The sequence below is a fragment of the Oliverpabstia sp. genome (assembly GCF_022785585.1).
Classification (GTDB): domain Bacteria; phylum Bacillota; class Clostridia; order Lachnospirales; family Lachnospiraceae; genus Oliverpabstia; species Oliverpabstia intestinalis.
The window spans coordinates 22,715-48,530 of sequence record NZ_JALFPR010000125.1 but is presented as its reverse complement, the minus strand read 5'-3'; the positions used below and the strand labels follow the sequence as shown (position 1 = coordinate 48,530).

The window sequence follows — 25,816 nt, the reverse complement described above, 5'->3', positions numbered from 1 at the left end:
AAAAGAGGAAGTAAGGCAAACTTTCCACAGTATTGTCTTACTTCCTCTTTTTATCACTACTCTATTTTTTTCTTTCTTTTTCCAAAATCAATCTTCTTTGACTTTAAAACTCCATCTTCTTGGCAAGATAAGCTCTCAGATCATCGATCTTCACTCTTTCCTGCTCCATAGTGTCACGATCTCTGACTGTTACCGCTCCATCTGTTTCAGAATCGAAGTCATAAGTTACACAGAACGGAGTACCGATCTCATCCTGACGACGGTATCTCTTACCGATATTTCCTCTGTCATCAAACTCACAGTTCCATTCTTTTGCCAGCATTGCATAAACTTTCTCAGCGCCCTCATTCAACTTCTTGGACAACGGCAGCACACCGACTTTTACCGGTGCCAGTGCCGGATGGAAATGCAGTACCGTACGCACATCATTTTTCTCAGCATCCAGAACTTCTTCATCGTATGCGCTGCACAGAAATGCCAGTACCATACGATCCGCACCCAGAGACGGCTCGATAACATACGGGATATATTTTTTACCCTCTTCATCATCGAAGTAAGTCAGATCCTGCCCTGATACATTCTGATGCTGTGTCAGGTCGTAATCCGTACGGTCTGCAATACCCCACAGTTCACCCCAGCCAAACGGGAACAGGAATTCCACGTCAGTTGTTGCTTTGCTGTAGAAACTCAGTTCTTCTTTTTCATGATCGCGATACCGTACTTCTTCATCTTTCAGTCCCAGTTCATGTAACCAGTTCAGGCAGAAAGATTTCCAGTAATTGAACCATTCCAGATCCGTATCCGGTTTGCAGAAGAATTCCAGTTCCATCTGTTCGAACTCTCTGGTACGGAAAGTAAAATTACCCGGTGTAATCTCATTACGGAAGGATTTACCGATCTGTCCGATACCAAACGGCAGTTTCTTTCTGGAAGTTCTCTGTACGTTTTTAAAGTTTACAAAGATACCCTGTGCTGTTTCCGGTCTCAGATATACGGTATTCTTTGCATCTTCCGTAACACCCTGGAAAGTCTTAAACATCAGGTTAAACTGACGGATATCAGTAAAGTTATGTTTTCCACAGGTCGGGCACGGTACCTGATGTTCTTCAATGAAAGCAGTCATCTTTTCCTGGCTCCATGCATCTACGCTTTCTTCCAGTGCGATTCCTTTTTCTGCACAGAAATCTTCGATGATCTTATCTGCACGGAAACGCTCGTGGCATTCTTTACAGTCCATCAACGGATCAGAGAATCCACCCAGATGACCGGAAGCTACCCATGTCTGCGGATTCATCAGGATTGCACAGTCCACACCTACATTGTAAGGATTTTCCTGGATGAACTTTTTCCACCATGCTCTTTTTACATTGTTCTTCAGTTCCACACCAAGATTACCATAATCCCAGGTGTTTGCCAGGCCGCCGTATATTTCGGAACCCGGATATACGAATCCTCTGGATTTGGCAAGTGCAACGATTTTTTCCATTGTTTTTTCCATAATTGATCTCCTTTATATTCCCTGAGACATAAATATATGTCTGGTATTAACGTATTAATTCCCACGGCAGTCGACAAGATAGCATCCTGCCGGCACAAATTTTTAATTATTATCCGTGTATATCACATAACCATATGCCTGTGTAGTCACGTGGCTTTCATCGTCTGTACCTTCATCGGCCGAAAGCCTTGCCTGACTTTTATTTACTACTTTCATATTCTTGCTGACATACTGAATCGTTCCCGGCACCAGAACCTGCATCGGCTCACGGATAATGATCACCTGCTGCTTTTCACATCCGTCAGGCATTCCTGCCCTGGAAACATCTTTTCCCTCTGCATCTGTAAAATCAGAAGCAAAAGTATATCCTTCTTTCTGTGCTTCTTTTACAGTGCCCGCAAAAAAATCTATCTGATTGAAGCCCCGATAATCGGCCACAGACTGATATTCCAGCTGTACTTTCGCTTTCTTATCTTTTACCTGCATACTTTTTACCGATACAGCCTCACTCCCTGCTTCCTTGTTATATGCTTCCACCAGTTCGTTAATCTGCGCTGCCAGCTCCTTTTCTTTATAAGTCTCGTCAGAAAAATCCTCCAATAACAATTCCTCTACCGTTCCGCTGTCATCCACCGTCACTGTAGTTTCTGTCATTTTTTCTATTCCACCACAACCGGTCAGTAGCAATACTGCTGCCAGTGCCAGTCCCAGCTTTTGTTTTTTCATGATTTTTTCCTCCGAATCACTCCTCTGACTTTCCATTACCGGATAGTCAGACCTATTATACCGTCTGGATAGTTAATTTTCAAGGTTTTTATAGTTGCGTTTTTCAGGAATCCATCACTTCAAGAATCTCCAGACTTTTAAATCGTTTATCGGTATAACGGTCTATGTAACGTTTTACCCAGCGGGTAACCTCCCGTTCCACCTCCGGTTTCAGGGTAAATGTATAGATTTTTTCCATTGGTGTTGCCACCATATATTGCAATGCATACAATGCCGATGTCGAAACCGAAATTCCGTCTTTTACCTGTTTGCGACAGTTACTGCAGATACAGCCGGAAGCCTCCAGCGACAAGAAAGTAAGGTCCTCCGTCCTTCCACAGATTCCACACTCAAAAAGCCGCGGATACTCTCCGTTGATCATCATCGCACGCATCTCGAAAATTGCACGGATCAGTCGATTGGAAATCCGCCCCCGGATCAGTGCTTTCATCGTGATATACAGAAGATTAAGCATATCCGTCTCCCGGTTTCCCTCTCTTCCGTAATAATCCGCAATCTCCAGAAAATAAAAGCCATAATATACTCCCGGCTGCTTTGCTGCCAGTTCTGTAAAATACTCCCGGATATTTGCCTGTGAAAGTGTATAAGCCGTTCTTCCCTCAAAAAGCTGAAAACTTCCAAACACAAACGGGTTCGCTATAGCAAGATAGGGGCTTGTGCTTTTTCTCGCCCCTCTGGCAAACGCAGTGATTTTCCCACGCTCACGGGTCAGGATCACCATGCGCTTATCATAATCCCCTACCGGCGTGGCAGCTAATACCATGCCGGTGACGGTAATGGACTCACTCATACAGATCAGATCTCTTTCTTATTATATCCGAAGTTTTTCATCAGAGTATCACTGTCTCTCCAGTCTTTTTTCACTTTCACCCAGATCTTCAGATTCACTCTTTCTTCGAGCATTTTTTCGATTTCAAACCGGGCATTACTTCCGATTTTTTTTAACATGGAACCCTGTTTTCCTATGATGATTCCTTTATGAGAATCTCTTTCACAGATAATTGTTGCCTCGATATCTACAATATGCTGACCCTTTCTCTCCCGCATCTTCTCGATGGTTACAGCAATACCATGAGGGATCTCCTCATCCAGCGCATGCAGTGCTTTCTCACGGATGATCTCCGCAACAATCTGTCTCTGTGGCTGATCGGTTACCGTATCTTCGTCGTAAAACATCGGACCATACGGCATATATTTAAACAGGCTGTTCACGATGTCTTTCGTATTCTGCCCACGCAGGGCAGATGCCGGAATAATTTCCGCAAAATCATACAATTTCCGGTAATTATCGATTACCTGTAAAATATCTTCTTTTTTCACTGTATCTACTTTGTTGATCACCAGAATGACCGGCAGACTTGTCTTCTGTAACTGCTCGGCAATATGCTTTTCACCGGCACCAATATAAGTAGTCGGTTCTACCAGCCACAGGATCACATCCACATCTTTCAGTGTCTGTTCTGCCACATTTACCATATATTCGCCCAGTTTGTTCTTGGCTTTGTGGATCCCCGGTGTATCCAGAAAGATGATCTGTCCGTCTTCACAGGTATACACGGTCTGGATTTTATTTCTGGTGGTCTGTGGTTTTTTGGATGTGATAGCAATCTTTTGTCCGATCAGATGGTTCATCAGAGTGGATTTTCCCACGTTCGGTCTTCCGATGATTGCCACGAATCCGGATTTAAAATTTTCCTTCATATGTTCTCCTTTATTGTACCAGAGGTTCGATCTGTTTTAAGATTTCACGGTTTTTCTCCAGTGCAGATTCACTTCCAACGACACAGATGTTCCTCTGTTTCAACACTGCTTCTACCAGATCACCCAGTGCCTGAATATCTTCCGGCTGTGCGGTAAGGATCTGATTTCTCTCCTCCTGCAGTTCTTCCTCAGTGATTCCTGCAAACCATGCCCCAAGCGACAGTTCTCCTTTGGCATATGGGTTTAACGGCACATCCAGGTCGCTGATCGTACCGATGATATATTTTGTCATTTCTCTCTCATCTGCCGTGAATGTATGCAGATATTCCGGTGTATTTTCAAATATTTTCAGTGTATTTTTCAGATGCGGGTCACGGTAAGACACCAGGAAACTGTCTCCGGATTTTCTGAAGTTGCTCATACATCCATAAGCTCCACCTTTGACACGGATATTCATCCACAGATAATCATAACTTAAAATCACTTTCAGGATACGAAGTGCTCCGGTATACTCATATCCGGCTTCTTTGAAGTTTCCACTGACTGCTACATACTGTACCTGACCTGCGGTAGAAAATCCTTCGTTTCTTTGCTGCAGATCGTAATTGATCTTTCCTGTCTGTATCGGAGTCTGATACAGCAGATGACGCAGGGTGGAAACTCTTCCTTCCACACCCTGATAACCTTTTTCATCCGTCGTCACACTGACAAACAGATTCTCCGGGCGGAAGATCAAAAGCATCAGTTTCTTCAGATTTTCTTTCAGTATCTCTTTTTTCTCTTCAAAATGTTTTTCCAGTTCTTCAACCAAACGGAAATATCCGATTCCCGCGATCCGATCCTGAAAATTGGATACCGGAGAATAATAGGACGCTGCACGCATCACCGCGGTGGAGTGTCCTGCCGCTGCCAGGGAGGATTGCAGTCGTGCTTTCTGCTGAGAAAGAATCTCATACAGACGTTTGTCATCATCCAGTCTGGAAGTAAACAGAATCTCGCGGATCATGGAAAATACAAATTCTTCTTTTTGTACCAAATATTTTGTCTTTACACCAAACATCCGTATACAGTCATCTTTCTGGTCTTTTCCCTGGAATACCTGCAGCCCGCAGCTAATTCCACCACTCTGTGCATTGATCTCATGGAAAAGTTCACCATAAGTAAAGTGGGCTGTATCCACGTATCCGAGAACAGATTTTAGGATTCCCATATAAGAAATCAGTTCATCCGGCACTTGTTTGGTATCAAATAACAGCGTCAGATACGTAATACCGTTAGTATCCAGATTATGATGCAAAACGGTATTCCCCGTTACATGGTGTGGTGTATTATGGATTTTCAGCGCTTCTTTTCCGATATCACTACGTTTCAGCATCGGAATTTTGGCTTTTGCCTCTGCGCTGTCCTCGCTGTCCTGAAATTCTTTCAGTTTTCTGGTTTTCTCCACCAGTTTTTCCAGCTGTTCCCGAGACAGAGAGGCTTTATAGGCAGCCAGCTTCTCTTCTGTCTTCTTCTCCTCCTCTGTTGTAAGTCCTTTTTTCGGCATTCCCAATACCACAGCACTGTGCGGGTTATCCAGCATGGTTTCCTGAATCAGCTGTTCAAAAAGTCCTTCACCTGCTTCCTTCTTTAATTCATCAAAGGCTTTCAGTTTTTCCAGATGAACAAATGGTTTATTATCATCGTACAGCCAGCTTTCACATACATCAATGCTATACATCAGTCCACGCGGATAGGAACCATAATCTGACTCACGGAAACGGAATTCCAAATAGTTGATACCGGCAGCAATCGCCTTCTGATCAATTCCTTCTTTTACCAGCTTTTCCAGTGTTTCCCGGATCACCTGCAGGAATTTTTCTTTATCCTTTTCTTCTGCGCTCTTAACTTCCACAGTGAAAAACGGCTGATAAATACCGTCGTTATAACCCCCATCAACATCTTTACCGATTCCGGCATCTAAAAGTGCCTGACGAAGCGGTGCTCCCGGAGCCGAAAGCAGAACATAATCCAGGACTTCAAAAGCGGTACAGCGTTTTACATCCAGTCCGTCCCCTACTACCATACTGTATGTCAGATACGTATTTTCTTTTTCGGAATCATTTTCTCCTACCGGATAAAAGATCTTATGCTCCACCGGTTTTTCAAACGGTTTCTGTTTTGCGATCTGGGAATCTACAGTAATTTTATCAAATTTGCTCAGATACTCTTTGTCCATCCATTCCAGGCGTTCTGCCATATCCATATTTCCATACAGAAAAATATAACTGTTGGATGGATGATAATATTTTCCATGGAATGCCAGGAAATTTTCATACGTAAGATCCGGGATACATTTCGGATCTCCGCCAGATTCCACGCCATATGGCGTATCCGGAAAGAGTACATTAAAAATCTCACGTTCAAGCACCTCTTCGGAAGAAGAAAATGCCCCCTTCATCTCGTTGTATACAACACCGTTGTATTTTAACGGATCGTCCACCTGCTCCAGCTGGTAGTGCCAGCCTTCCTGACGGAAAATCTCTTCCTTTTCATAAATATTCGGATAAAATACTGCATCCATATACACGTGCATCAGATTTTTGAAATCCTGGTCGTTGCAGCTTGCTACCGGATACATTGTTTTATCCGGGTACGTCATTGCATTCAGAAAAGTATTCAAAGATCCTTTCACCAGTTCTACAAAGGGGTCTTTCAATGGAAATTCCCGGGATCCGCACAAAACACTGTGTTCCAGAATATGTGCAACACCGGTACTGTCAGCCGGTGGCGTCCGGAAAATAATGTTAAATACTTTATTCTCGTCCTGATTTGCCAGAAGCATCACTCTTGCTCCGCTTTTTTTATGACGCAGCAGATATCCGTCGGCATGGACGTCTTCGATTCTTTCTTTCTGTAAAATTTCATAAGCACTGCAATCTGTAATCTGCATTCCTGCCTCCCATCTCACACATCCGGCTAGTTTTCTTCCGGTTTCTGTGTCTCTTTCTTTCCATTGTAATAACTATTCAGCAGTTCAATCTGCTGCGTTCTCAAAATCAGATTGATTCCTTCCGGATTCAGAACATAACCCTGCACATCTTTGATCATATAACGCGACAGCTGATCGAAACGCACCTGGATCAGACGGTTCTGTACTTCTTTTCCACGATAATGTTTCACCAGTTCTCCGGTATCTGAAAAGATTGGCTGATAACGTTCTCCCTTTTTATTCTGTACATAGAGCAGGCGGACATTTTCTTTGCCTTCTTCATCTTTTTCCACATCTACCGGCATCAGATAAGTGGATCTTGCAAGATTCGCTGACATCTCCTCTTCCAGATCTTTTAATGCTTCTCTGTCAGGCTCCACTCCCGGTTTTCGTAATTCCTGCAGAAAATAAGCCGCAGACAGCTGTAACTGCGGGTTCAGGATCGGTTTCCGATTTTCCGGCAAAGCATCCACATCCGGCATTCTGACAATTTTTGTCAGTTCAATCTTGTTTTCCTGATCGCCATCGCAAAATACTACTTCATTGATTCCCATGGCAAATAGATTCATGTAGAACATCGATGCATCCTTTTTCTGCACTTTTACCGGAAGAATAAGTTTCTTTTCTTCTTTATATTTTTCCGCAAATGTTTTCAATTTATCCTGATCGGTAAAAATCCATACCTGATCGTTAAAACTCTCATCATCGCAGATGGCAAAGGGCATTCGTGTCACTGCGGAATATGCTACCAGCATCTCGTCCAGATTCTGCAATTTTTTAATAATAAACACCTGATCTACTGTCATTTTTCTATCTATCCTTTCGTCTTCCTTCGACTGCTTTCATTCACGTCGTTTATCATTAAGTATAACATAAAACACTCTTAAGAACAACGAGTGAAACATGCAAAACTTGTTTCACTCGTTACGGCACCGGACAAAGTTTCATGCAGACAAGGACTTTGGTTCATAACCTGCAAAAAGGACTGCCGCATGCGCGACAGCCCTTTCATTTCATTGCATATCAAAATTGATCCGGTGAACCAATTTTGATTCATTCTCACAGAAAAATCTTAATTCAGGAATTAATCTTCTTTTCCGTACAGAGTGACCAGTTTGTTCAGATATGTGTATCTTTCTTTTGCTTCATTTTCATTCTTAGCAAACAGTCTTGCTGCTTTTTCCGGGTTAGAACGTTTCAGAGAGTTGTAACGAACTTCGCCGTCCAGGAATGCCTGATAATCTTCAGAAGCCGGTGCTTTGGAATCCAGTGTGAACTTGTTCTCTGCAGCCGGGTTGAAGCGGAAGTTATGCCAGTATCCACATTTAACTGCCAGTTCTTCTTCAGTCTGAGCTTTGCTCATACCTTTCTTGATACCATGGTTGATACATGGAGCATAAGCGATGATCAGAGATGGTCCCGGATATGCTTCTGCTTCTGCAATAGCTTTTACAGTCTGGTTGAAGTCTGCACCCATGGAGATCTGTGCTACATATACATAGCCATAGGACATAGCGATAGATGCCATATCTTTCTTCTTAGTCTCTTTACCACCTGCTGCGAACTGTGCGATTGCACCTGTAGGTGTGGATTTGGAAGACTGTCCACCTGTGTTGGAGTAAACTTCTGTATCGAATACCATGATGTTGATGTCTTTACCACTTGCCAGTACGTGGTCTACGCCACCGAAACCGATATCGTAAGCCCATCCGTCACCACCGAAGATCCACTGGGATTTTTTAGCCAGGAAGTCTTTGTTCTTAACGATTTCTTTGCATGTATCGCATTCGCATCCTTCCAGAGCAGCAACCAGTTTATCTGTTGCAGCACCGTTGGTAGCACCTACACTGAAGGTATCGATCCATTCTTTACAAGCTGCTTTTACTTCATCAGAAGCTTTTTCACTTTCCATAACAGCTTCTACTTTTGTTTTCAGACCATCACGGATTGCTTTCTGAGCTAACAGCATACCATAACCAAACTCTGCGTTATCTTCGAACAGAGAGTTGGACCATGCAGGACCCTGGCCTTTTGCATTTACTGTATATGGTGTGGATGGTGAGGAGTTACCCCAGATAGAAGAACATCCTGTTGCGTTAGCGATGTACATTCTGTCACCAAACAGCTGGGTGATCAGTTTTGCGTAAGGTGTCTCTCCACAACCTGCACAAGCTCCGGAGAACTCAAGCAGTGGCTGTTTGAACTGAGATCCTTTTACTGTATTTTCTTTGAATTTTGCGATAACATCTTCTTTCTCCGGCAGAGTTACTGCATAATCGAAGAATTTCTGAGATGCAACATTTGCTTCCATGTTTTCCATAGCCAGTGCTTTTGCACCTTTCTTGCCTGGGCAAACGTTAGCACAGGAACCACATCCGGTACAATCCAGAGCGGAAACTGCGATAGCAAATTTGTATTCTTTCATACCTGTCATATCCAAAACAGCTGGTGCCTCAGCAGCTTCAGCTTCTGTCATGGCAACCGGACGGATTGCTGCATGTGGACATACATATGCACAGCGGTTACACTGGATACAGTTTTCCGGATTCCATACAGGTACATTAACAGCGATACCACGTTTTTCATATGCAGATGTTCCGGATGGAGTTGTTCCGTCTACATACTCTGTAAATGCAGATACAGGCAGGCTGTTTCCTTCCTGAGCGGATACTTTTGCCTGAATGTTGTTAACGAAATCAATAGCATCCTGTCTTCCGCTTGTTGCATGAGTCATAGTCAATCCTTCGTCAGCTGCATCTTTCCAGCTTTCCGGAACAGTTACTTCTACAACCTGTTTTGCACCTTCATCGATAGCTGCCCAGTTTTTAGCAACTACGTCATCACCCTTACGTCCGTAAGTAGCTTTTGCTGCTGCTTTCATCAGTTCGATTGCCTGAGCTTCCGGAATGATGTCAGCCAGTTTGAAGAATGCAGACTGCAGAATTGTGTTGATACGGGTTGGTCCCATACCTGTCTCGATACCGATCTTAACACCATCAATGATGTAGAATTTGATGTTGTGGTTAGCGATAAATGCTTTTACCTGTCCCGGCAGATGTTTTTCCAGACCTTCCATATCCCATGGGCAGTTCAGCAGGAATGTACCACCGTCTACCAGTTCCTGTACCATGTTGTATTTTCTTACATAGGACGGATTGTGGCAGGCAACAAAGTTAGCTTTGTGGATCAGGTATGTAGATTTGATCGGTTTTTTACCAAAACGCAGGTGAGACATTGTAACACCACCGGATTTTTTGGAATCATAATCAAAGTATGCCTGAGCGTACATATCAGTATTGTCACCAATGATCTTGATGGAGTTCTTGTTAGCACCTACAGTACCGTCTGCACCCAGACCCCAGAACTTACAGTTGATAGTTCCTTCCGGTGTGGTAACCAGAGGAGCGCCTGTTTCCAGAGACAGATTGGTAACATCATCTACGATACCGATTGTGAATTTCTGTTTTGTTGTATTTTCATATACAGCAACGATCTGTGCCGGTGTTGTATCTTTGGAACCTAATCCGTAACGTCCGGTAAAGATAGGTGTATCATTGAATTTTGTTCCTTTCAGTGCTGCAACAACGTCCAGGTACAGAGGCTCGCCCAGTGCTCCCGGCTCTTTTGTTCTGTCCAGAACAGAGATCTGTTTTACAGTTTCCGGAATAGCATCAACCAGAGCCTGTGCGCAGAATGGTCTGTACAGACGAACTTTTACAACACCAACTTTGTGTCCTGCTGCCAGCAGATAATCGATAGTTTCTTCGATGGTATCATTTACAGATCCCATAGCGATGATAACATGTTCTGCATCAGCTGCACCATAGTAGTTGAACAGTTTGTAGTCTGTTCCGATCTTTTCGTTTACTTTGTCCATGTATTCCTGTACGATAGCCGGCAGAGCATCGTAGTACGGGTTACATGCTTCTCTTGCCTGGAAGAAGATATCCGGGTTCTGTGCAGAACCTCTCTGACATGGATGATTTGGATTCAGTGCATGTTTACGGAATGCATCGATAGCATCCATATCTGCCATATCCTTCAGATCTTCATAATCCCATGTTTCGATTTTCTGGATCTCGTGAGATGTACGGAATCCATCGAAGAAGTTGATGAACGGAACTTTTCCTTTAATTGCTGCCAGATGAGCAACCGGAGTCAGATCCATAACTTCCTGTACGGAAGATTCACACAACATTGCAACACCAGTCTGACGACAGGCGTAAACATCGGAATGATCACCAAAGATAGATAATGCATGGCTAGCCAGAGCACGTGCGGATACGTTGAATACACCTGGCAACTGCTCACCGGCAATTTTGTACAGATTCGGGATCATCAGCAGAAGACCCTGAGAAGCAGTATAGGTTGTTGTCAGAGCACCTGCTGCCAGAGAACCGTGAACTGCACCGGCTGCACCAGCTTCAGACTGCATCTCTGTAACCTGAACTTCCTGTCCGAACATATTTTTTCTTCCCTGAGTTGCCCATTCATCAGTAGCTTCTGCCATAACAGATGAAGGTGTAATCGGGTAAATGGCTGCCACATCGGAAAATGCGTAGGAAGCATGTGCTGCAGCATGATTACCATCCATGGTTTTCATTTTTCTTGCCATTTCAAATTCCTCCTTATTTGAATAAAAAATAAAGTTGTTTTTACATAATTTCAACCTTATTTTTATTATATCACTCTTTGTTGAGCCTGTCCATTTTTTACAAAAAAATCATGAAATGTTCTTATAAAAAAACATTTCATGATTTTTCTCTTCTTTTTTATTCGGCAAAATGTATAAAATCGTTTAGTTTCTTACGATCCGTGCCATGATATCCCATTTTTCTTCCATATCTTTAACCAGTTTTAACTGGGTTCTGGTACGATCCAGGTTCTGTTCCGGATAATGGATTTTGAAATAGGTATCTCCCTGCAGATAATCCGTCAGGAAACGCATCCCGCACTCAAAGGTCATGATTTTTGCGCCCATCGGAAGTGCTTCCACTTCTTTGTCAGTCAGGCTGCCACGACATCCTTCCATAAAGCCATTAAAGTACGCTTCGAAAAGAGTCATATCACAGGATACTTTGTTCAGATCTTTTTCATCCTCCGCTGCTGTACTTGCACCAAAGCGAATCGCATCACCAAAATCATGGGCTGCAAATCCAGGCATTACAGTATCAAGGTCGATGACGCAGATGGCATTGCCGCTTGCTTTATCAAACAGCACGTTGTTTAATTTGGTATCATTATGGGTAACCCGCAGCGGAATCTCCCCTGCTGCCAACAGATCTCCGAAGTAGTGACAGTCTTTTTCTCTTTCTTTGATAAAGCTGATCTCTGCTTCCACTTCTTTTACTCTTCCCATTACATCTTTCTGTACCGCCTGTTCGAATTTTGCATAACGATCAACTGTGTTATGAAAATCCGGTATCGTCTCATGAAGCTTTTCCGCCGGGAAATCGGATAAGAGGTACTGGAAATTACCGAAGGCATAACCACTCTTTTTCATTGCTTCCGGTGTATCTGCCTTATCAAAGCTCAGGGAATCTGTAATAAACGGATACACTCTCCATCCATCACCATTTTCCTCTGTCAGATAGGCTTTTCCCTCTTTGGTAGGGATAACCTGCAATGTTTCCCGGTTCGGATCGCCACCCTGCTCTTTGATCTTTTCTGTCAGAAAACTGGTAACCTGTAAAATATTGTCCATCAGCTCTTTCTGATTTTTAAAAATATCTTTATTCATTCTCTGCAGAATATACAGTTTCTCCTTACCGTCTTCCTTTACTTCAAGGCGGAACGTATCGTTGATATGTCCGCTTCCATAGGGTTCCACGCTGACTACTTCTATATGATTTCCCAGTTCGAATTTTCCGGTCACATCCAGAAGTTCTTCTTTTGTTATCTGCTCCACGATCTTATTCCTCCCACAGTTTTTCCGGATATTTTCCTTCTGCTTTCAGTTTGCAGATAGCATTTACAACAACCGGCTTATCTTCTTTGTATGTTACGCCATACCATTTGTCCAGAGATTTCAGGACTTTTACATCAGCCTTGTCTTCTGCAAGCAGCTCGCTTACAACAGACGGAAGAAAATACTCTCCCTTTAACGGGTTTGTTTTCATTGCTTCATCCAGAAATGCCGGGAAGCGTTCTTTCAGTTCTTTTAAAAGGCTTGCACTGAATCCCCACATATTCATGGAAACGGTGCTTCCTTCCGGAATCACGGTCCAAGTCGCGCCATCGTCTTCGGTATACGCAGTTGTACCATCAGGTCTTTTTTCGATATGGGTTCGTTCCTGAATACCCATCAGATAACCGTCTGCATCCGTCTCGCATACACCACGGGCTACATGACCATTCTCGGTCAGTGTATTTTCCAGAATATATCCTACCATCAGATAGTGATATTTTTCATCGTCCTCATGGGTGGTCAGGAAATCATATATCATCTGAAATGCATGACTTCCGTAGTAATCATCCGCATTGATAACTGCAAACGGTGCATCCAGAGTTCCCAGACAGCTCAGCACTGCATGACCGGTTCCCCATGGTTTTACTCTGCCTTCCGGTACACGGTAGCCTTCCGGAAGATTGGTCAGTTCCTGGAATACATAAGAAACTTTCATGATTTTACTGATTCGATTTCCTATGGTTTCTTTAAAATCTTTTTCATTTTCTTTTTTAATAATGAAAATAACTTCTTCAAATCCTGCTTTCTTTGCATCATACAGAGAGAAATCCATAATGATATGGCCTTCCGGATCGACCGGATCGATCTGTTTTAATCCTCCATAACGACTTCCCATACCTGCTGCCATAATTACCAATACCGGTTTTTTCATGTTATCTTCCTCTTTTCTTTCATTATGATTTTTAGTAACTTTTCAGTAGCCACTGTTTCATTTCTTTCATGTTATCTGTTTCCTATAGATTACCATGTTTTCTCTTTTATTGATTTGCACAAAATTTGCTTTTATTTGCACAAAACTTGCTTTTATACAGTTTTTATTTTATACTTCTTTTCATAAAATACATATCTGATACTTTTTTCCCGAAAGGAGTGCTTGACTATGACCTACCAGCCGTTTCTCTTAACCGAAGAACTGCACATTACACAGATTATCACCATTCACTATTTTGAATATACCAACACGTATCACTTTCACGGAGAATCCCATGATTTCTGGGAGTTATTATGCGTAGACAAGGGGGAAGTTACTGTTACTGCCGGCGAAAAAAAACTGACCTTACAACAGGGACAGATCATCTTTCATGAACCCAATGAATTCCATAATGTACAGGCAAACGGGAAAATTGCTCCAAACCTCGTAGTCATTTCTTTTTCCTGTGATTCTTCCTGTATGAAGCAGTTTCGTAATCTCATCACCACCATCAGTGAAACCGAAAAGACCTTTCTTGCCCAGATTATCCGCGAAGCTCGACACTGTATCGCAACACCACTGGATAATCCGTTTACCAAGAAAATGGAACGGCGAACCGATTCTCCTTTTGCATCAGAGCAGATGATCCAGCTTTACCTTGAACTGCTTCTTCTATCGATGCTTCGTCGCTTAAATCGAAAAGAGAAACCGGATCCTTCCGAAAAATCCACCAAAAAAGAAAACGATACCATTCTCTATCAGCGAATCCTGCTATATATGAAGGATCATCTACACAGCCAGCTGACCCTGGATCAGATCTGTCAGGCGAATCTGGTTGGAAAGTCTCAGTTGCAAAAACTTTTCCAGAAAGAACAGCACTGCGGCGTGATCCATTATTTTTCTTATCTGAAAATCGAGGAAGCCAAACAGATGATCCGCCAGGAACAGTCAAATTTTACAGAGATCTCGGATGCTCTCGGCTATACTTCCATCCATTATTTTTCCAGGCAGTTTAAAACCTTTACCGGAATGTCTCCATCAGAATATGCACTTTCTATCAAAGCATTATCGGAGGAAGACGCCGCGAACGCCCTGCACTGATTTGTGGCGGTGTTGCTGTCCACTCCGTGCTCAGTAACTACTTTCTGTTTTTTCTTTTCCCTTGCTTTTTTGCGGTAAATGGGATAACGTATTTTTAGATGCAGCTGCATTATTTGAACAGCGCTTTTTAATATGTAAGATCTCTAAGGAGGGTTTTTATGAGAATCATTGTAACAAAAGATTATAACGACATGAGCAGAAAAGCTGCCAATATTATTTCCGCACAGATCATTACTAAACCGGACTGCGTTCTGGGTCTTGCTACCGGTTCTTCACCGGTCGGTGCTTATAAGACACTGGTAGACTGGTACAAAAAAGGGGATCTGGATTTTTCTGAAGTTACTACCGTCAATTTAGACGAATACCGCGGACTGACACATAGCAACGATCAGAGCTATTATTACTTTATGAATGATAATCTGTTCTCTCACGTAAATATCGACCCGGCTCACACTCATATTCCAGATGGTACTGAACCGGATGCGCAGAAAGCCTGCGATGACTTTGAAGCAATCGTAAAGAACTGTGGCGGCACCGATCTGCAGCTTCTGGGTCTTGGTCATAACGGGCATATCGGCTTTAATGAGCCTGCAGAAGATTTCCCTAAATTCACTCACTGTGTGGATCTGACCGAGAGTACCATCCAGGCAAATGCCCGTTTCTTCGACAAACCGGAAGATGTTCCTACACAGGCTTATACTATGGGAATCGGCACCATTATGCGTGCAAAACGGATTCTGTTGATTGCCAGTGGAAAAGACAAAGCAGCCATTGTAAAAGAAGCTCTCTTCGGACCGGTTCGTCCTCAGGTACCGGCTTCCATCCTTCAGCTTCACCCGGACGTAACCGTTGTTCTGGATGAAGAGGCGGCTTCCTGCCTGTAATTCTATTGTATCTTAAAAAGGAACAGTATGAGAACTGTTCCTTTTTTTCAAATCATTTTCTGTTTTTAAAGGAGGTATTACTTCTATGTTTATTCCAATTGATTATGAACAATGGGATCGGAAAGAAATCTACGATGCCTTTCACGGATATTTGTACTGTATGACTGTAGAACTGGATATCACGGAGTTTCTCAAAAAAATTCACGAAAATCACTGGAAATTCTATCCATCCATGTGCTACTGCATCGCCAAAACCGTAAATGGACATCAGGATTATCGCTATGCCAAAATCAACGGCCAGGTAGGTTACTTCGATCAGGTCAACCCGCATTACACTCTGCTTCGCACAAATTCCAACCATCTCTTCACCCATCAGTGGACTGATTATAGCGAGGATTTTGCTGCATTCCATAAACAATTTCTGGAAGATAAAGCCCTTGGGGAAGCCTGCGAAACTCTGTACTATCCAAAAGAAGATGACCTGAACAACGTACATATTTCCATTATGCCCAACACCACTTATACGGCACTGAGTTACTCCAAACCAGATTCTTTCACCCACTACAACACTCCTACCGTCAGTTACGTCCCCTTCGTCATGATTGGAAAATATCATGAAGTTGACGGCCGGGTAAAAATCCCGATCACTACCGAATTCCACCACGCCGTCAACGACGGCTACCACGCAGAACAATTCTTCCACCTGCTGGAAGACTGCTGCAGAGAATTCTGATGAACAAAACATTCTGTAAACTCTATTTTGCATGGGCAACGAACCAAAACCATGCTTGCACAACACTTTAATATCTGCCGAGAAAACGAGATAAAATCCATGAAACAGACCTTATCTTGTTTACTTTAGACTAAAAGTGCTGTACAAATATGATACTATACAGAACTCCCGGTAATCGAAGTCAAATTTGAGTCTGTCTCCTAATACCACCGGGAGTTCTATAGCTTATTCCATATCTGTACAATTTTCTTCACTTACTTATCTTTTCCTGCCGTCACTAACCACCAGAAAGCCCACGCTTGCCCGGTAAGGACAGACAGCCTTATGCTGGCGCCCTTAGCCAAGATGAGATCCAGTCCTTAGAAGAACTTGACAGTGAGCGGCTCTCCGCGAACTGGCACATAGTTCTTCTTAGGACTTAGCTCAGCTTGGCGTTGCCAGCGGTTGTCTGCCCTTACCTGGCAAGCGTGGGCTTTCGTCCGTTGCATGACGAGTAGTTTTTCGTTCCTACCCTTCATGCACCATTGCCAAATAAATCATAGCCACCCCGATCAGCAAAATCAAAACTCCCATCACTGTCCGCAAAGTCTTACTGATCTTTTCATACTTCGGATCATACATCCATCTCTCCACAACACTGTAACTCGTTCCCGCCGTAACCAGTAAAACACTGTGCCCAATCGCAAACATTACCATCAGGAAAATCCCCCAGACCGTCTTCCCGGCCTGAGCCGCCATCGCAAGCAACGCGATCATCACCGGTGTAGAACAATGAGAAGCCACCGCTCCACTCACCATTCCCGCAAGCAGCGCACCAAGATACCCTTTTTTTGTTACTTTTGGACCGCAGTGGCATTGTCCGTCCCCCTCCTGACAATCCACCGGATGATGATGTTCTTCTTCATGGTGATGGTGATGATCATGGCATTCACAGCCATGTTCCCTGTGGCCTTCTCCTGTTCCGTGATCATGTGGATGATTCGGTAAAATTCTTATCACACCCCAGATCTGCAATGCCATCAGTACCATGATTGCCCCAAGGATACCGTACCACCAGGCTCCTATCTCATGAAGATAATGTCCCAGCACAGATGCCAGTGAACCAAAGATCAAAAACGTCAGTGCAAGACCGCCCGCCATGGTCAGGGACAGGCGAAATGCCTTTTTTGTATCATTTTTTGCTGATCCGCCAATATAGGCAATGACCATCGGAACACTGGATAACGAGCATGGGGTAAAAGAAGTCACAAGACCTCCCAGCAGTGCCAGAACCGGTGCCAGCCAAATATACTGCTGAATTAAATTTGCTAATGTATTTAAACAATGTGTCATAATTACTCCTCTTTTCTTTTGATTTTCATGTATCTGTGCATTCCCTTTCCGTCAGGATACCAGAGTACGGAACCATTACGTTTGAACATATGAACGTTTCTTCATTTCCCCGAAAACGCAGACAAGGAGCCTGCCCGACTTCACGGGCAGTGCTCCTTGTCTCATAAAGCTGTTTCGATAAATAAAACCGCTCTTATTATTATTTAATTATCTTCTTCCTGCATCAGATAAACCTGACGTTTTCTTGCCATCTCATCACTTGCCAGATATTCATCATAGGTTGTAATTTTATCGATCATAGATCCGTTTGGCATGATTTCCATAATACGGTTTGCTGTTGTCTGCACGAACTGATGATCATGGGATGCAAATAACAGAACTCCCGGAAACTTGATCAGCCCGTTGTTCAATGCAGTGATGGATTCCATATCCAGGTGGTTGGTCGGTTCATCCAGAATCAGGATGTTCGCACCGGAAATCATCATCTTAGATAATAGGCAGCGTACTTTCTCACCTCCGGAAAGTACTTTCACTTTCTTCACACCATCCTCACCGGCAAATAGCATTCTTCCAAGAAATCCACGTACATAAGTGGCATCCTTGATCTCAGAATACTGCGTCAGCCAGTCTGCGATCGTCAGATCATTATCAAAATCTTTTGTATTGTCCTTCGGGAAATATGCCTGGGAAGTTGTTACACCCCATTTGTAATTACCGGAATCCGGTTCCATCTCACCCATCAGGATCTTGAACAAAACAGTTTTTGCCTGCTCATTGCCACCAACCAATGCAACTTTGTCTTCTCTTCCCAGTGTAAAGGAAATATTGTCCAGAATCTTCACGCCGTCAATGGTCTTAGAAAGATTTTCCACCATCAACACCTCATTACCGATCTCACGGTTCGGACGGAAATCAATATATGGATATTTTCTGCTGGAAGGCCGGATCTCATCCAGCTGAATCTTTTCCAGGGCTTTCTTACGGGAAGTCGCCTGTTTTGATTTGGAAGCATTTGCACTGAACCGGGAGATGAACTCCTGCAGTTCTTTGATCTTTTCTTCTTTCTTCTTGTTTGCTTCCTTCATCTGTTTTACCAGCAACTGACTGGACTCAAACCAGAAATCGTAGTTACCTGCATACAGCTGAATCTTACCATAATCAATATCAGCAGTATGAGTACACACTTTATTCAGGAAATAACGGTCGTGGGACACCACAATAACCGTGTTTTCAAAGTTAATCAAAAACTCTTCAAGCCATGCGATCGCATCCAGGTCCAAATGGTTTGTCGGCTCATCAAGCAACAGGATATCCGGATTACCGAACAGCGCCTGTGCAAGCAGAACTTTCACTTTTTCAGAACCATTCAGGTCTGCCATCTGTGCATAATGCAGCTCGGTCGGAATTCCAAGACCATTTAACAGCTGCTCGGCATCGGATTCTGCATTCCAACCATCCATCTCTGCAAATTCTGCTTCCAGTTCACTGGCACGGATACCATCTTCTTCGGTAAAGTCTTCTTTTGCATAAATTTGTTCTTTTTCTTTCATAATTTCATACAGACGGGCATTTCCCATAATTACGGTATCCAGCACCTGATACGCATCATATTTGAAATGATCCTGCTGCAGGAAAGAAAGTCTCTGTCCTGGTGTGATAGTGATATCACCATTCGTAGTTTCTAACTGTCCGGAGAGAATCTTCAGAAAGGTAGACTTTCCGGCACCATTGGCACCAATCAGTCCATAACAGTTTCCTTCAGTGAATTTAATATTTACATCTTCAAATAAAGCTTTTTTTCCAATTCGCAATGTTACATTATTTGCTGCAATCATATTCGTTTCCTTTCCTCTATGAAAGTTTCTGGTTGCTCATATACGAAGCCGGAGATCTTTACAGACCACCGGCTTTCCATATAATCCTATACTATTTTACAGGAAATCTCCAGATTTGCAAGAGGAAATTTCATCAAATGTGTTTTTTCTCTTGTTTTCGTTCTTCTTCCATTCCGTAATCAAACATCTTCATCGAAAGATGTTTTCCGATCAGCAGCAAATTGGAAATAACTGTCTCAATATCACTGTCTTCCTGTACTCCGAGACGATTACATAATGACACTTTTGCCTGATACACTTCTTCGTAAAGTTCACTGCAGTAAGACCCTTTGGCGAATTCATCTACTACCTGGTCTTTCCACAGATCTTTTACTTCATCCAGGACCAGACTTCCGTTCATCAGGTCGAAAATCAGATTTTTCTTTTCTTCACTTTCGTATCTCACATACGCATCCTTTCCTGTACGCCATCTTTGTCACGTACATATTTTTATTTTTTGTAACATCCACACATTGTTTTTTAACGTGCTCTGTGCTTCATGCTTTTATTATAGATGGCGGATATTTTTTTAGCAACGTACTTTCTTTGAAAACCCAAAGATTCGTTCCTGATTTTCTGACAGGTTTCGACAGATTTTTCTCTTTAGAACGGCGTTCCTTCAAGATCATATGGCGTACACTGATATACATAGTAATTTAACCAGTTGGTATACAGATTATTTGCATGTGCTCTCCACAGAAGTCTCGGGCGAAGCTCCGGATCATTCCCCGGGTAATAATTAGCCGGAATTTCAATTTCCAGTCCTTTACCTTTATCTCTCTTATATTCTCCGTCCAGTGTCACCCGGTCATATTCCGGATGTCCCATAACAAAAATCTGACGTCCACCCATTGCCATACATAGAAAAACTCCTGCTTCTCTGGATTCTGCCAGTACGGTCAGCGCTTTACAATTGTGAATATCTTCTGCTGAAACTTCTGTATGACGGGAATGGGGTGCCAGAAACAGATCATCAAAACCACGCACCAGGGGAATCTTTCTGTTCTGCACTTCATGCCAGAACAGACCGAACATTTTCTTTGACAGCTGACGTTTTTTCAGTCCGTAGTGGTAATACAGTCCCGCCTGCGCGCCCCAGCAAAGATGAATAGTGGATGTCACATGACTTTTGCTCCACTCCATGATCTCTGTCAGTTCTTCCCAATAATCCACTTCTTCAAACTCCATCTGTTCTACCGGTGCTCCGGTAATGATCATACCGTCAAATTTCTGTTCTTTCACCTGTTCAAAGCTTATATAAAACTTATTCAAATGGCTTCGGGAAGTATTCTTTGCTTCATGACTCGCCACTGCCATAAAGGTCACATCAATCTGCAACGGTGTGTTGGACAGAGAGCGGAGCAGCTGAAGTTCTGTCTCTTCCTTTAATGGCATCAGATTCAGAATCAGGATCTGAATCGGACGAATATCCTGGTGCATCGCACGGGTATCATCCATGACAAATATATTTTCCTGTTCCAGAATCTCTTTTACCGGTAAATCGCTTTGTATCTTAATCGGCATTGTTACACATCTCCTGTCTACTTTTTAATTTACATCAACGGGGCAATCAGTCGAAGTACTCTTCCCGTCAATTTCGTAATAAATTTCTCATTTTTCCAGTCTTCCATGCTGATTTCCCGACAGTCTTTCAACGTCTCCTGAAAATCTGCCTCCACATCTGCAATCTGTGGTACCTGGTACAAATATACTGCACATTCAAAATGCAGAAACAGACTCCGGTAATCCAGATTGATAGTTCCCACTACCCCTTTACAGTCATCTGAAGTGAAAGATTTTGCATGGACAAAACCAGGTTTATACTGATAAATCTTCACACCTGCCCGCAAAAGTTCAGGATAGTAAGTCTTTGCCAGTGCAAACGCATACGCTTTATCCGGAATCCCCGGCATAATAATCTTTACATCCACACCACGTTTTGCCGCATATGTAAGTGCCGTGAGCATCTCATGATCCAGAATCAGATATGGCGTCATAATATGCACATAATCTTTTGCACTGTTCAGAATATCCATATAGACAAGCTCGCCCACATTCTCATGATCCAGCGGACTGTCACCGTAAGGAATCACATAGCCTTCCCCTTCCGTCATGCCATAACAATAAGATGCATCCAGATATTTTTCATAATCCTCCTGCGGTTCATCTACGTTCCATATTTCCAGAAACATCAGAGTAAAGTTTCTTACCGCCTCTCCCTGAACCATAATCGCAGTATCTTTCCAGGTTCCAAACCTTTCCAGTTCTCCGATATATTCGTCTGCAAGATTAACACCACCGGTAAAAGCTGTCTTTCCATCAATCACTACAATTTTTCTGTGGTCACGGTTATTCTGCACCGTAGATAGTGCCGGTTTGATGGGATTGAATATCTTACATCTGATTCCGTATTCCTCCAGTTTTTTCGGATAATTATACGGGAGCAGTGAAATACTACAGGTACCGTCATACATAAACCGGACTTCCACGCCCTCCTGTACCTTCTTTTTCAAAATCTCCAGCACAGTGTTCCACATTTTTCCTTCCGCAACAATGAAGTACTCCATGAAAATGAATTTCTCCGCTTTATTCAGTTCTTCAATTAATGCTTCGAATTTGTCTTTCCCCCATGGGTAATATGTCGTATGATAATTTTTATACGTCGGAAAACCACCTTTTTCTGTCACATATCTGGATAAATTGGCAACCCGTTTATCTATCTTTTCCAGTTCTTCAAAAACATCAGGATCTTGCAAAACATATTTTCGCATCTGCTGTTCCACATTTTGAAGACGATGATTCAGCCACACTGTTTCCGCCTGAAATTCCACAAACAGATACAGCAGCATACCGAAAACCGGAAAGAATGTAATCGGAACCATCCACGCCAGCTTAAACGCCGGATTTCCCGGTCGATTGATAATCAGTATCGCTGTCAGCGCGGAGAGCAGGACAAACAGCCAGTAAGCATAAATTATATGCTGTTGCAGTCTGCTGAACACAATAAAAAGAATCCCCAGCTGCAAAAGCAGTAACAGAAGGATGATTCCGGTTCGCCCAAACAGAATCCGGCCAATGCCACTCTTTCCTTTTTTTACTATTGTCTTTCCCGTTTTCGATTCCCGAATTCTCTGAATTTTTCCCATTATATGCACCTGATTCTTTCTGTTCCACCATGGTATCTTCTGTCTTTTTTTCATATTTTCTTTCGTTCTTTTCTCCATTGTTACTGTACATTCTACTCAATCTGCCTCTGAAAGTCAATGCAGCGAACTTATACTCCCTCTTCTATCATCTTGAGAAACATCTCTTCCGAAATGATTGGAATTCCCAGTTCTTTTGCTTTTCGATTTTTTGAAGAGGCCGACCGGGTATCATTATTGATCAGATATGAAGTCTTCGAAGTCACGCTTCCCGTTACTTTTCCGCCCCTCTTCTCAATCTCCTCTTTCACTTCTTTTCGATTGGCAAAATGTTCCACACTTCCGGTGATCACAAAATTCATGTTCTCAAAAATCTGCGTTTCTAGCTGCTTTGGTGCCGATTCGATTTCGAGATGCGACAGCAGATGATCTAGTTTTTCCTGTGTTCCTTCTTTTTTAAAGTAGTTCACAAAACTCTTTGCTATAACAGGGCCAATACCGTCAATCGCCGCCAGTTCTTCTTCCGATGCATAACGAATCTTTTCCATATCATAATTCAGTTCTTTGCAGATCATCTTTGCATTGGCAAGACCGATATTGGGAATACCCAGTGCATATAGCACCCTTGGAAGTTCTGTCTTTTTCGCCCGTTTCAGACTTTCTATCAGATTTTCATATGATTTTTCTCCAAATCCCTCCATCCGGATGATCTCATCTTTATGTTTGCCGATTTCAAAAATATCCCCAAAATTCTTGATAAAACCTCTGGCAATGAATTTCTCCAGTGTTGCCTCCGACAGGCCATCGATATTCATCGCATCCCGACTGACAAATAATGTAAACCCTTTAATTGCCTTTGCCGGACATTCCGGATTCCTGCAATATAAGGCTTCCACATCATTCACCTTTTCGATCACAGTTTTTCCTCCGCATGCCGGGCAGGTGGAAGGAATATCTTTTACACCGCTTTTCGTGAGATTTTCGCCAATCTGTGGAATGATCATATTGGCTTTGTAAACTCTGATCCGGTCACCAATGCCAAGTTCCAGTTTTCGCATAATGCTGATATTATGCACACTTGCCCGACTCACTGTAGATCCTTCCAGCTCCACCGGCGTGAAAATTGCCACCGGATTGATCAGACCGGTTCTAGACGGGCTCCATTCGATTTGCTCAAGTGTAGTCTCCACCATCTCATCTGCCCATTTAAACGCAAAAGCATTCCGTGGAAATTTGGCTGTTCTTCCCAGGGACTCACCATAGGCAATATCATCATACAGCGCCACCAGTCCATCCGATGGAAAATCGTTTTGTTCAATCCGTGTTGCAAAATATTCCATCGCATCATCCAGTTCAGCTCCTGTCACCACACGATACTCCACCACTTCAAACCCCTGATCTTTCAACCATTCCATCTGTTTTTGTCTGGAATTTTCAAAATCTACTCCATCTGCTTTTACCAGCGAAAATGCATAAAAACGTACATGCCGTTTTGCTGTGATCTCATTGTTTAACTGGCGTACCGAACCGCTGCATAAATTTCTTGGATTCTTATATTTTGCATCCACATCCTCAATTTGACTGTTGATTTTTTCAAACTCAGAATATGTTATAATTGCCTCTCCGCGAAGAGTCAGTTCTCCCTGATATGGAATCTTTAACGGAATATTATCAAATACCCGTACATTATTGGTGATCACCTCACCAACTACTCCATTCCCACGTGTTACTGCTTTTTGCAATTTTCCCTGATAATAAGTGAGAACCACCGTCAGGCCATCCATTTTCCAGGAGAGCAATGTTTTGTGATCCCCTATGAATCCTCGTAACACTTCCCTGTCTTTTGTTTTATCCAGAGAAAGCATCGGACTTTCATGTGCCTCTTTCGGCAGTTCATCCACCGCCTCATATCCCACTGTAGTCGTAGCACTTCCTGCCAGGACCATCTGTGTCTCTTCTTCCAGTTTTACCAGTTCATCATACAGTGCATCATATTCCAGATTGCTCATGATTTCCCTGTCCTCAGCATAATATGCGCGGGATGCTTCTTTCAGTATTCCCGACAGTTCTTTCATCCGTCGGATCGCCTGTTGTCTTTTTTCTGCGTTCATATGCCACCTCTTCTTTCTCTCTGTTTTTCATTTCGTTCTTTCACGGACAAAGAACTGGAATCAGACAACAGGGCATCCAGTTCTTTTCGTTCTTCTCCCTCGATGTTCCTCCAGGTTCCTTCCTTTAAACTTCCCAGTCGAATATTCATGATCCTGACTCTTTGCAGAGTCATCACCCGATATCCCAGTGTCTCACACATCCGCCGAATCTGCCGATTTAATCCCTGTGTCAAAATGATCCGGAAACTTTTTTCTCCTGTTTTTTCCACTTTACAGGGACGGGTCACTGTATCAAGAATCGCCACTCCGCGACTCATTTTTCTGCAGAATTCCTCCGTTACCGGTTTATTTACCGATACCAGATATTCTTTTTCATGATAATTGCCGGCACGCATGATCTTGTTAACCAGTTCTCCGTCATTCGTCAGCAGTAACAGCCCGGTAGAATCTTTATCCAGTCTTCCCACCGGATAGATTCGTTTCGGATACTTCATGTAATCCACAATATTATTTCTTTCTCTCTTCTCCGCAGTACAGACAATCCCCGCAGGTTTATTCATCGCCAGAAGAACTTTTTTCTCTTCTTTTTTAATCGGTTTTCCATCCAGGCATACCTCGCTGTCCGGTGCAACTTTCATTCCCATTCCGGCAATTTCTCCGTTCACTGTTATTCTTTTTTCTTCTATCCAGCGATCTGCCTGTCTCCTGGAACAGATTCCTGCATCACTCAAATATTTATTCAGCCGAATACTTTCCATTCTTTTACTCCTCCGGTGTTCGGGTTCTTTTTCCCTGTAAAGCAAA

General features: G+C 43.0%; 19 protein-coding genes. 3 read left to right on the top strand and 16 right to left on the bottom strand.

Annotated features, from left to right (window positions below; translation table 11 throughout):
- Positions 1-103: 103 nt before the first annotated feature.
- The 9 genes from MSA64_RS08885 to MSA64_RS08845 form a co-directional block, all read right to left on the bottom strand.
- Positions 104-1,498 carry a glycine--tRNA ligase gene (locus MSA64_RS08885; protein ID WP_287891371.1) on the bottom strand — a complete coding sequence of 465 codons (1,395 nt, stop codon included), beginning with the start codon at positions 1,496-1,498 and terminating at the stop codon, positions 104-106.
- Positions 1,499-1,600: 102 nt separating this feature from the next.
- Entirely contained in the window at positions 1,601-2,224 is a 624-nt protein-coding gene (locus MSA64_RS08880; RefSeq protein ID WP_154431663.1) for a hypothetical protein, read from the bottom strand.
- A gap of 103 nt (positions 2,225-2,327) precedes the next feature.
- On the bottom strand, positions 2,328-3,074 hold the full coding sequence (gene recO, locus MSA64_RS08875; RefSeq protein ID WP_287891370.1) for a DNA repair protein RecO: 747 nt from the start codon (positions 3,072-3,074) through the stop codon (positions 2,328-2,330).
- A 5-nt stretch (positions 3,075-3,079) separates the two neighbouring features.
- Positions 3,080-3,985 (bottom strand): GTPase Era, encoded by a 906-nt coding sequence (era, locus tag MSA64_RS08870; protein ID WP_022172570.1) that lies wholly within the window; start codon positions 3,983-3,985, stop codon positions 3,080-3,082.
- Positions 3,986-3,995: 10 nt separating this feature from the next.
- Positions 3,996-6,917 carry an insulinase family protein gene (locus tag MSA64_RS08865; RefSeq protein WP_154431666.1) on the bottom strand — a complete coding sequence of 974 codons (2,922 nt, stop codon included), beginning with the start codon at positions 6,915-6,917 and terminating at the stop codon, positions 3,996-3,998.
- Between the two features lie 26 nt (positions 6,918-6,943).
- The gene (locus MSA64_RS08860; RefSeq protein ID WP_022172572.1) at positions 6,944-7,762 is read right to left on the bottom strand and encodes an SseB family protein; all 819 of its coding nucleotides are present in this window, start codon (positions 7,760-7,762) and stop codon (positions 6,944-6,946) included.
- A gap of 278 nt (positions 7,763-8,040) precedes the next feature.
- On the bottom strand, positions 8,041-11,571 hold the full coding sequence (gene nifJ / locus MSA64_RS08855) for a pyruvate:ferredoxin (flavodoxin) oxidoreductase (RefSeq protein ID WP_154431667.1): 3,531 nt from the start codon (positions 11,569-11,571) through the stop codon (positions 8,041-8,043).
- Between the two features lie 183 nt (positions 11,572-11,754).
- Positions 11,755-12,867 (bottom strand): phosphotransferase enzyme family protein, encoded by a 1,113-nt coding sequence (locus MSA64_RS08850; RefSeq protein WP_118316150.1) that lies wholly within the window; start codon positions 12,865-12,867, stop codon positions 11,755-11,757.
- A 1-nt stretch (position 12,868) separates the two neighbouring features.
- Positions 12,869-13,795 (bottom strand): nucleotidyltransferase family protein, encoded by a 927-nt coding sequence (locus MSA64_RS08845; RefSeq protein WP_118617901.1) that lies wholly within the window; start codon positions 13,793-13,795, stop codon positions 12,869-12,871.
- Between the two features lie 228 nt (positions 13,796-14,023).
- On the opposite strand from MSA64_RS08845, the gene MSA64_RS08840 reads away from it, so the two are divergent.
- The 3 genes from MSA64_RS08840 (at position 14,024) to MSA64_RS08830 (ending at position 16,552) form a co-directional block, all read left to right on the top strand.
- Complete coding sequence (locus MSA64_RS08840; protein ID WP_154431668.1) at positions 14,024-14,935, top strand: AraC family transcriptional regulator; 912 nt, start codon at positions 14,024-14,026, stop codon at positions 14,933-14,935.
- Between the two features lie 158 nt (positions 14,936-15,093).
- Positions 15,094-15,819, top strand: a complete 726-nt coding sequence (gene nagB, locus MSA64_RS08835; RefSeq protein WP_106493397.1) for a glucosamine-6-phosphate deaminase — start codon at positions 15,094-15,096, stop codon at positions 15,817-15,819.
- Positions 15,820-15,904: 85 nt separating this feature from the next.
- Positions 15,905-16,552 carry a CatA-like O-acetyltransferase gene (locus MSA64_RS08830; protein WP_154431670.1) on the top strand — a complete coding sequence of 216 codons (648 nt, stop codon included), beginning with the start codon at positions 15,905-15,907 and terminating at the stop codon, positions 16,550-16,552.
- Between the two features lie 507 nt (positions 16,553-17,059).
- Here the strand turns inward: MSA64_RS08830 and MSA64_RS08825 are convergent.
- From MSA64_RS08825 to rluF, 7 genes are all read right to left on the bottom strand, one after another.
- Positions 17,060-17,884 (bottom strand): cytochrome c biogenesis CcdA family protein, encoded by an 825-nt coding sequence (locus tag MSA64_RS08825; protein ID WP_154431671.1) that lies wholly within the window; start codon positions 17,882-17,884, stop codon positions 17,060-17,062.
- A gap of 203 nt (positions 17,885-18,087) precedes the next feature.
- On the bottom strand, positions 18,088-19,719 hold the full coding sequence (locus MSA64_RS08820) for an ABC-F family ATP-binding cassette domain-containing protein (protein ID WP_117524315.1): 1,632 nt from the start codon (positions 19,717-19,719) through the stop codon (positions 18,088-18,090).
- Between the two features lie 133 nt (positions 19,720-19,852).
- The gene (locus MSA64_RS08815; RefSeq protein ID WP_227338198.1) at positions 19,853-20,164 is read right to left on the bottom strand and encodes a hypothetical protein; all 312 of its coding nucleotides are present in this window, start codon (positions 20,162-20,164) and stop codon (positions 19,853-19,855) included.
- 197 nt (positions 20,165-20,361) lie between these two features.
- Entirely contained in the window at positions 20,362-21,282 is a 921-nt protein-coding gene (metA, locus tag MSA64_RS08810; protein WP_022172582.1) for a homoserine O-acetyltransferase MetA, read from the bottom strand.
- 29 nt (positions 21,283-21,311) lie between these two features.
- Entirely contained in the window at positions 21,312-22,904 is a 1,593-nt protein-coding gene (gene cls, locus MSA64_RS08805) for a cardiolipin synthase (protein ID WP_442945320.1), read from the bottom strand.
- Positions 22,905-23,032: 128 nt separating this feature from the next.
- Positions 23,033-25,012 (bottom strand): NAD-dependent DNA ligase LigA, encoded by a 1,980-nt coding sequence (gene ligA / locus MSA64_RS08800; RefSeq protein ID WP_235904393.1) that lies wholly within the window; start codon positions 25,010-25,012, stop codon positions 23,033-23,035.
- Positions 25,009-25,770: a 23S rRNA pseudouridine(2604) synthase RluF gene (gene rluF, locus MSA64_RS08795; RefSeq protein ID WP_154431673.1), complete on the bottom strand. Its 762-nt coding sequence runs from the start codon at positions 25,768-25,770 to the stop codon at positions 25,009-25,011. Before rluF ends, ligA begins: the two co-directional genes overlap by 4 nt.
- Positions 25,771-25,816 lie beyond the last annotated feature (46 nt).

Bases quoted from the DNA above. Each gene is read 5' to 3' on its own strand.
- MSA64_RS08885 (WP_287891371.1), bottom strand. From the start codon at position 1,498: ATGGAAAAAACAATGGAAAAAATCGTTGCACTTGCCAAATCCAGAGGA.
- MSA64_RS08880 (WP_154431663.1), bottom strand. From the start codon at position 2,224: ATGAAAAAACAAAAGCTGGGACTGGCACTGGCAGCAGTATTGCTACTG.
- recO (WP_287891370.1), bottom strand. From the start codon at position 3,074: ATGAGTGAGTCCATTACCGTCACCGGCATGGTATTAGCTGCCACGCCG.
- era (WP_022172570.1), bottom strand. From the start codon at position 3,985: ATGAAGGAAAATTTTAAATCCGGATTCGTGGCAATCATCGGAAGACCG.
- MSA64_RS08865 (WP_154431666.1), bottom strand. From the start codon at position 6,917: ATGCAGATTACAGATTGCAGTGCTTATGAAATTTTACAGAAAGAAAGA.
- MSA64_RS08860 (WP_022172572.1), bottom strand. From the start codon at position 7,762: ATGACAGTAGATCAGGTGTTTATTATTAAAAAATTGCAGAATCTGGAC.
- nifJ (WP_154431667.1), bottom strand. From the start codon at position 11,571: ATGGCAAGAAAAATGAAAACCATGGATGGTAATCATGCTGCAGCACAT.
- MSA64_RS08845 (WP_118617901.1), bottom strand. From the start codon at position 13,795: ATGAAAAAACCGGTATTGGTAATTATGGCAGCAGGTATGGGAAGTCGT.
- MSA64_RS08840 (WP_154431668.1), top strand. From the start codon at position 14,024: ATGACCTACCAGCCGTTTCTCTTAACCGAAGAACTGCACATTACACAG.
- nagB (WP_106493397.1), top strand. From the start codon at position 15,094: ATGAGAATCATTGTAACAAAAGATTATAACGACATGAGCAGAAAAGCT.
- MSA64_RS08830 (WP_154431670.1), top strand. From the start codon at position 15,905: ATGTTTATTCCAATTGATTATGAACAATGGGATCGGAAAGAAATCTAC.
- MSA64_RS08825 (WP_154431671.1), bottom strand. From the start codon at position 17,884: ATGACACATTGTTTAAATACATTAGCAAATTTAATTCAGCAGTATATT.
- MSA64_RS08820 (WP_117524315.1), bottom strand. From the start codon at position 19,719: ATGATTGCAGCAAATAATGTAACATTGCGAATTGGAAAAAAAGCTTTA.
- metA (WP_022172582.1), bottom strand. From the start codon at position 21,282: ATGCCGATTAAGATACAAAGCGATTTACCGGTAAAAGAGATTCTGGAA.
- cls (WP_442945320.1), bottom strand. From the start codon at position 22,904: ATGGGAAAAATTCAGAGAATTCGGGAATCGAAAACGGGAAAGACAATA.
- ligA (WP_235904393.1), bottom strand. From the start codon at position 25,012: ATGAACGCAGAAAAAAGACAACAGGCGATCCGACGGATGAAAGAACTG.
- rluF (WP_154431673.1), bottom strand. From the start codon at position 25,770: ATGGAAAGTATTCGGCTGAATAAATATTTGAGTGATGCAGGAATCTGT.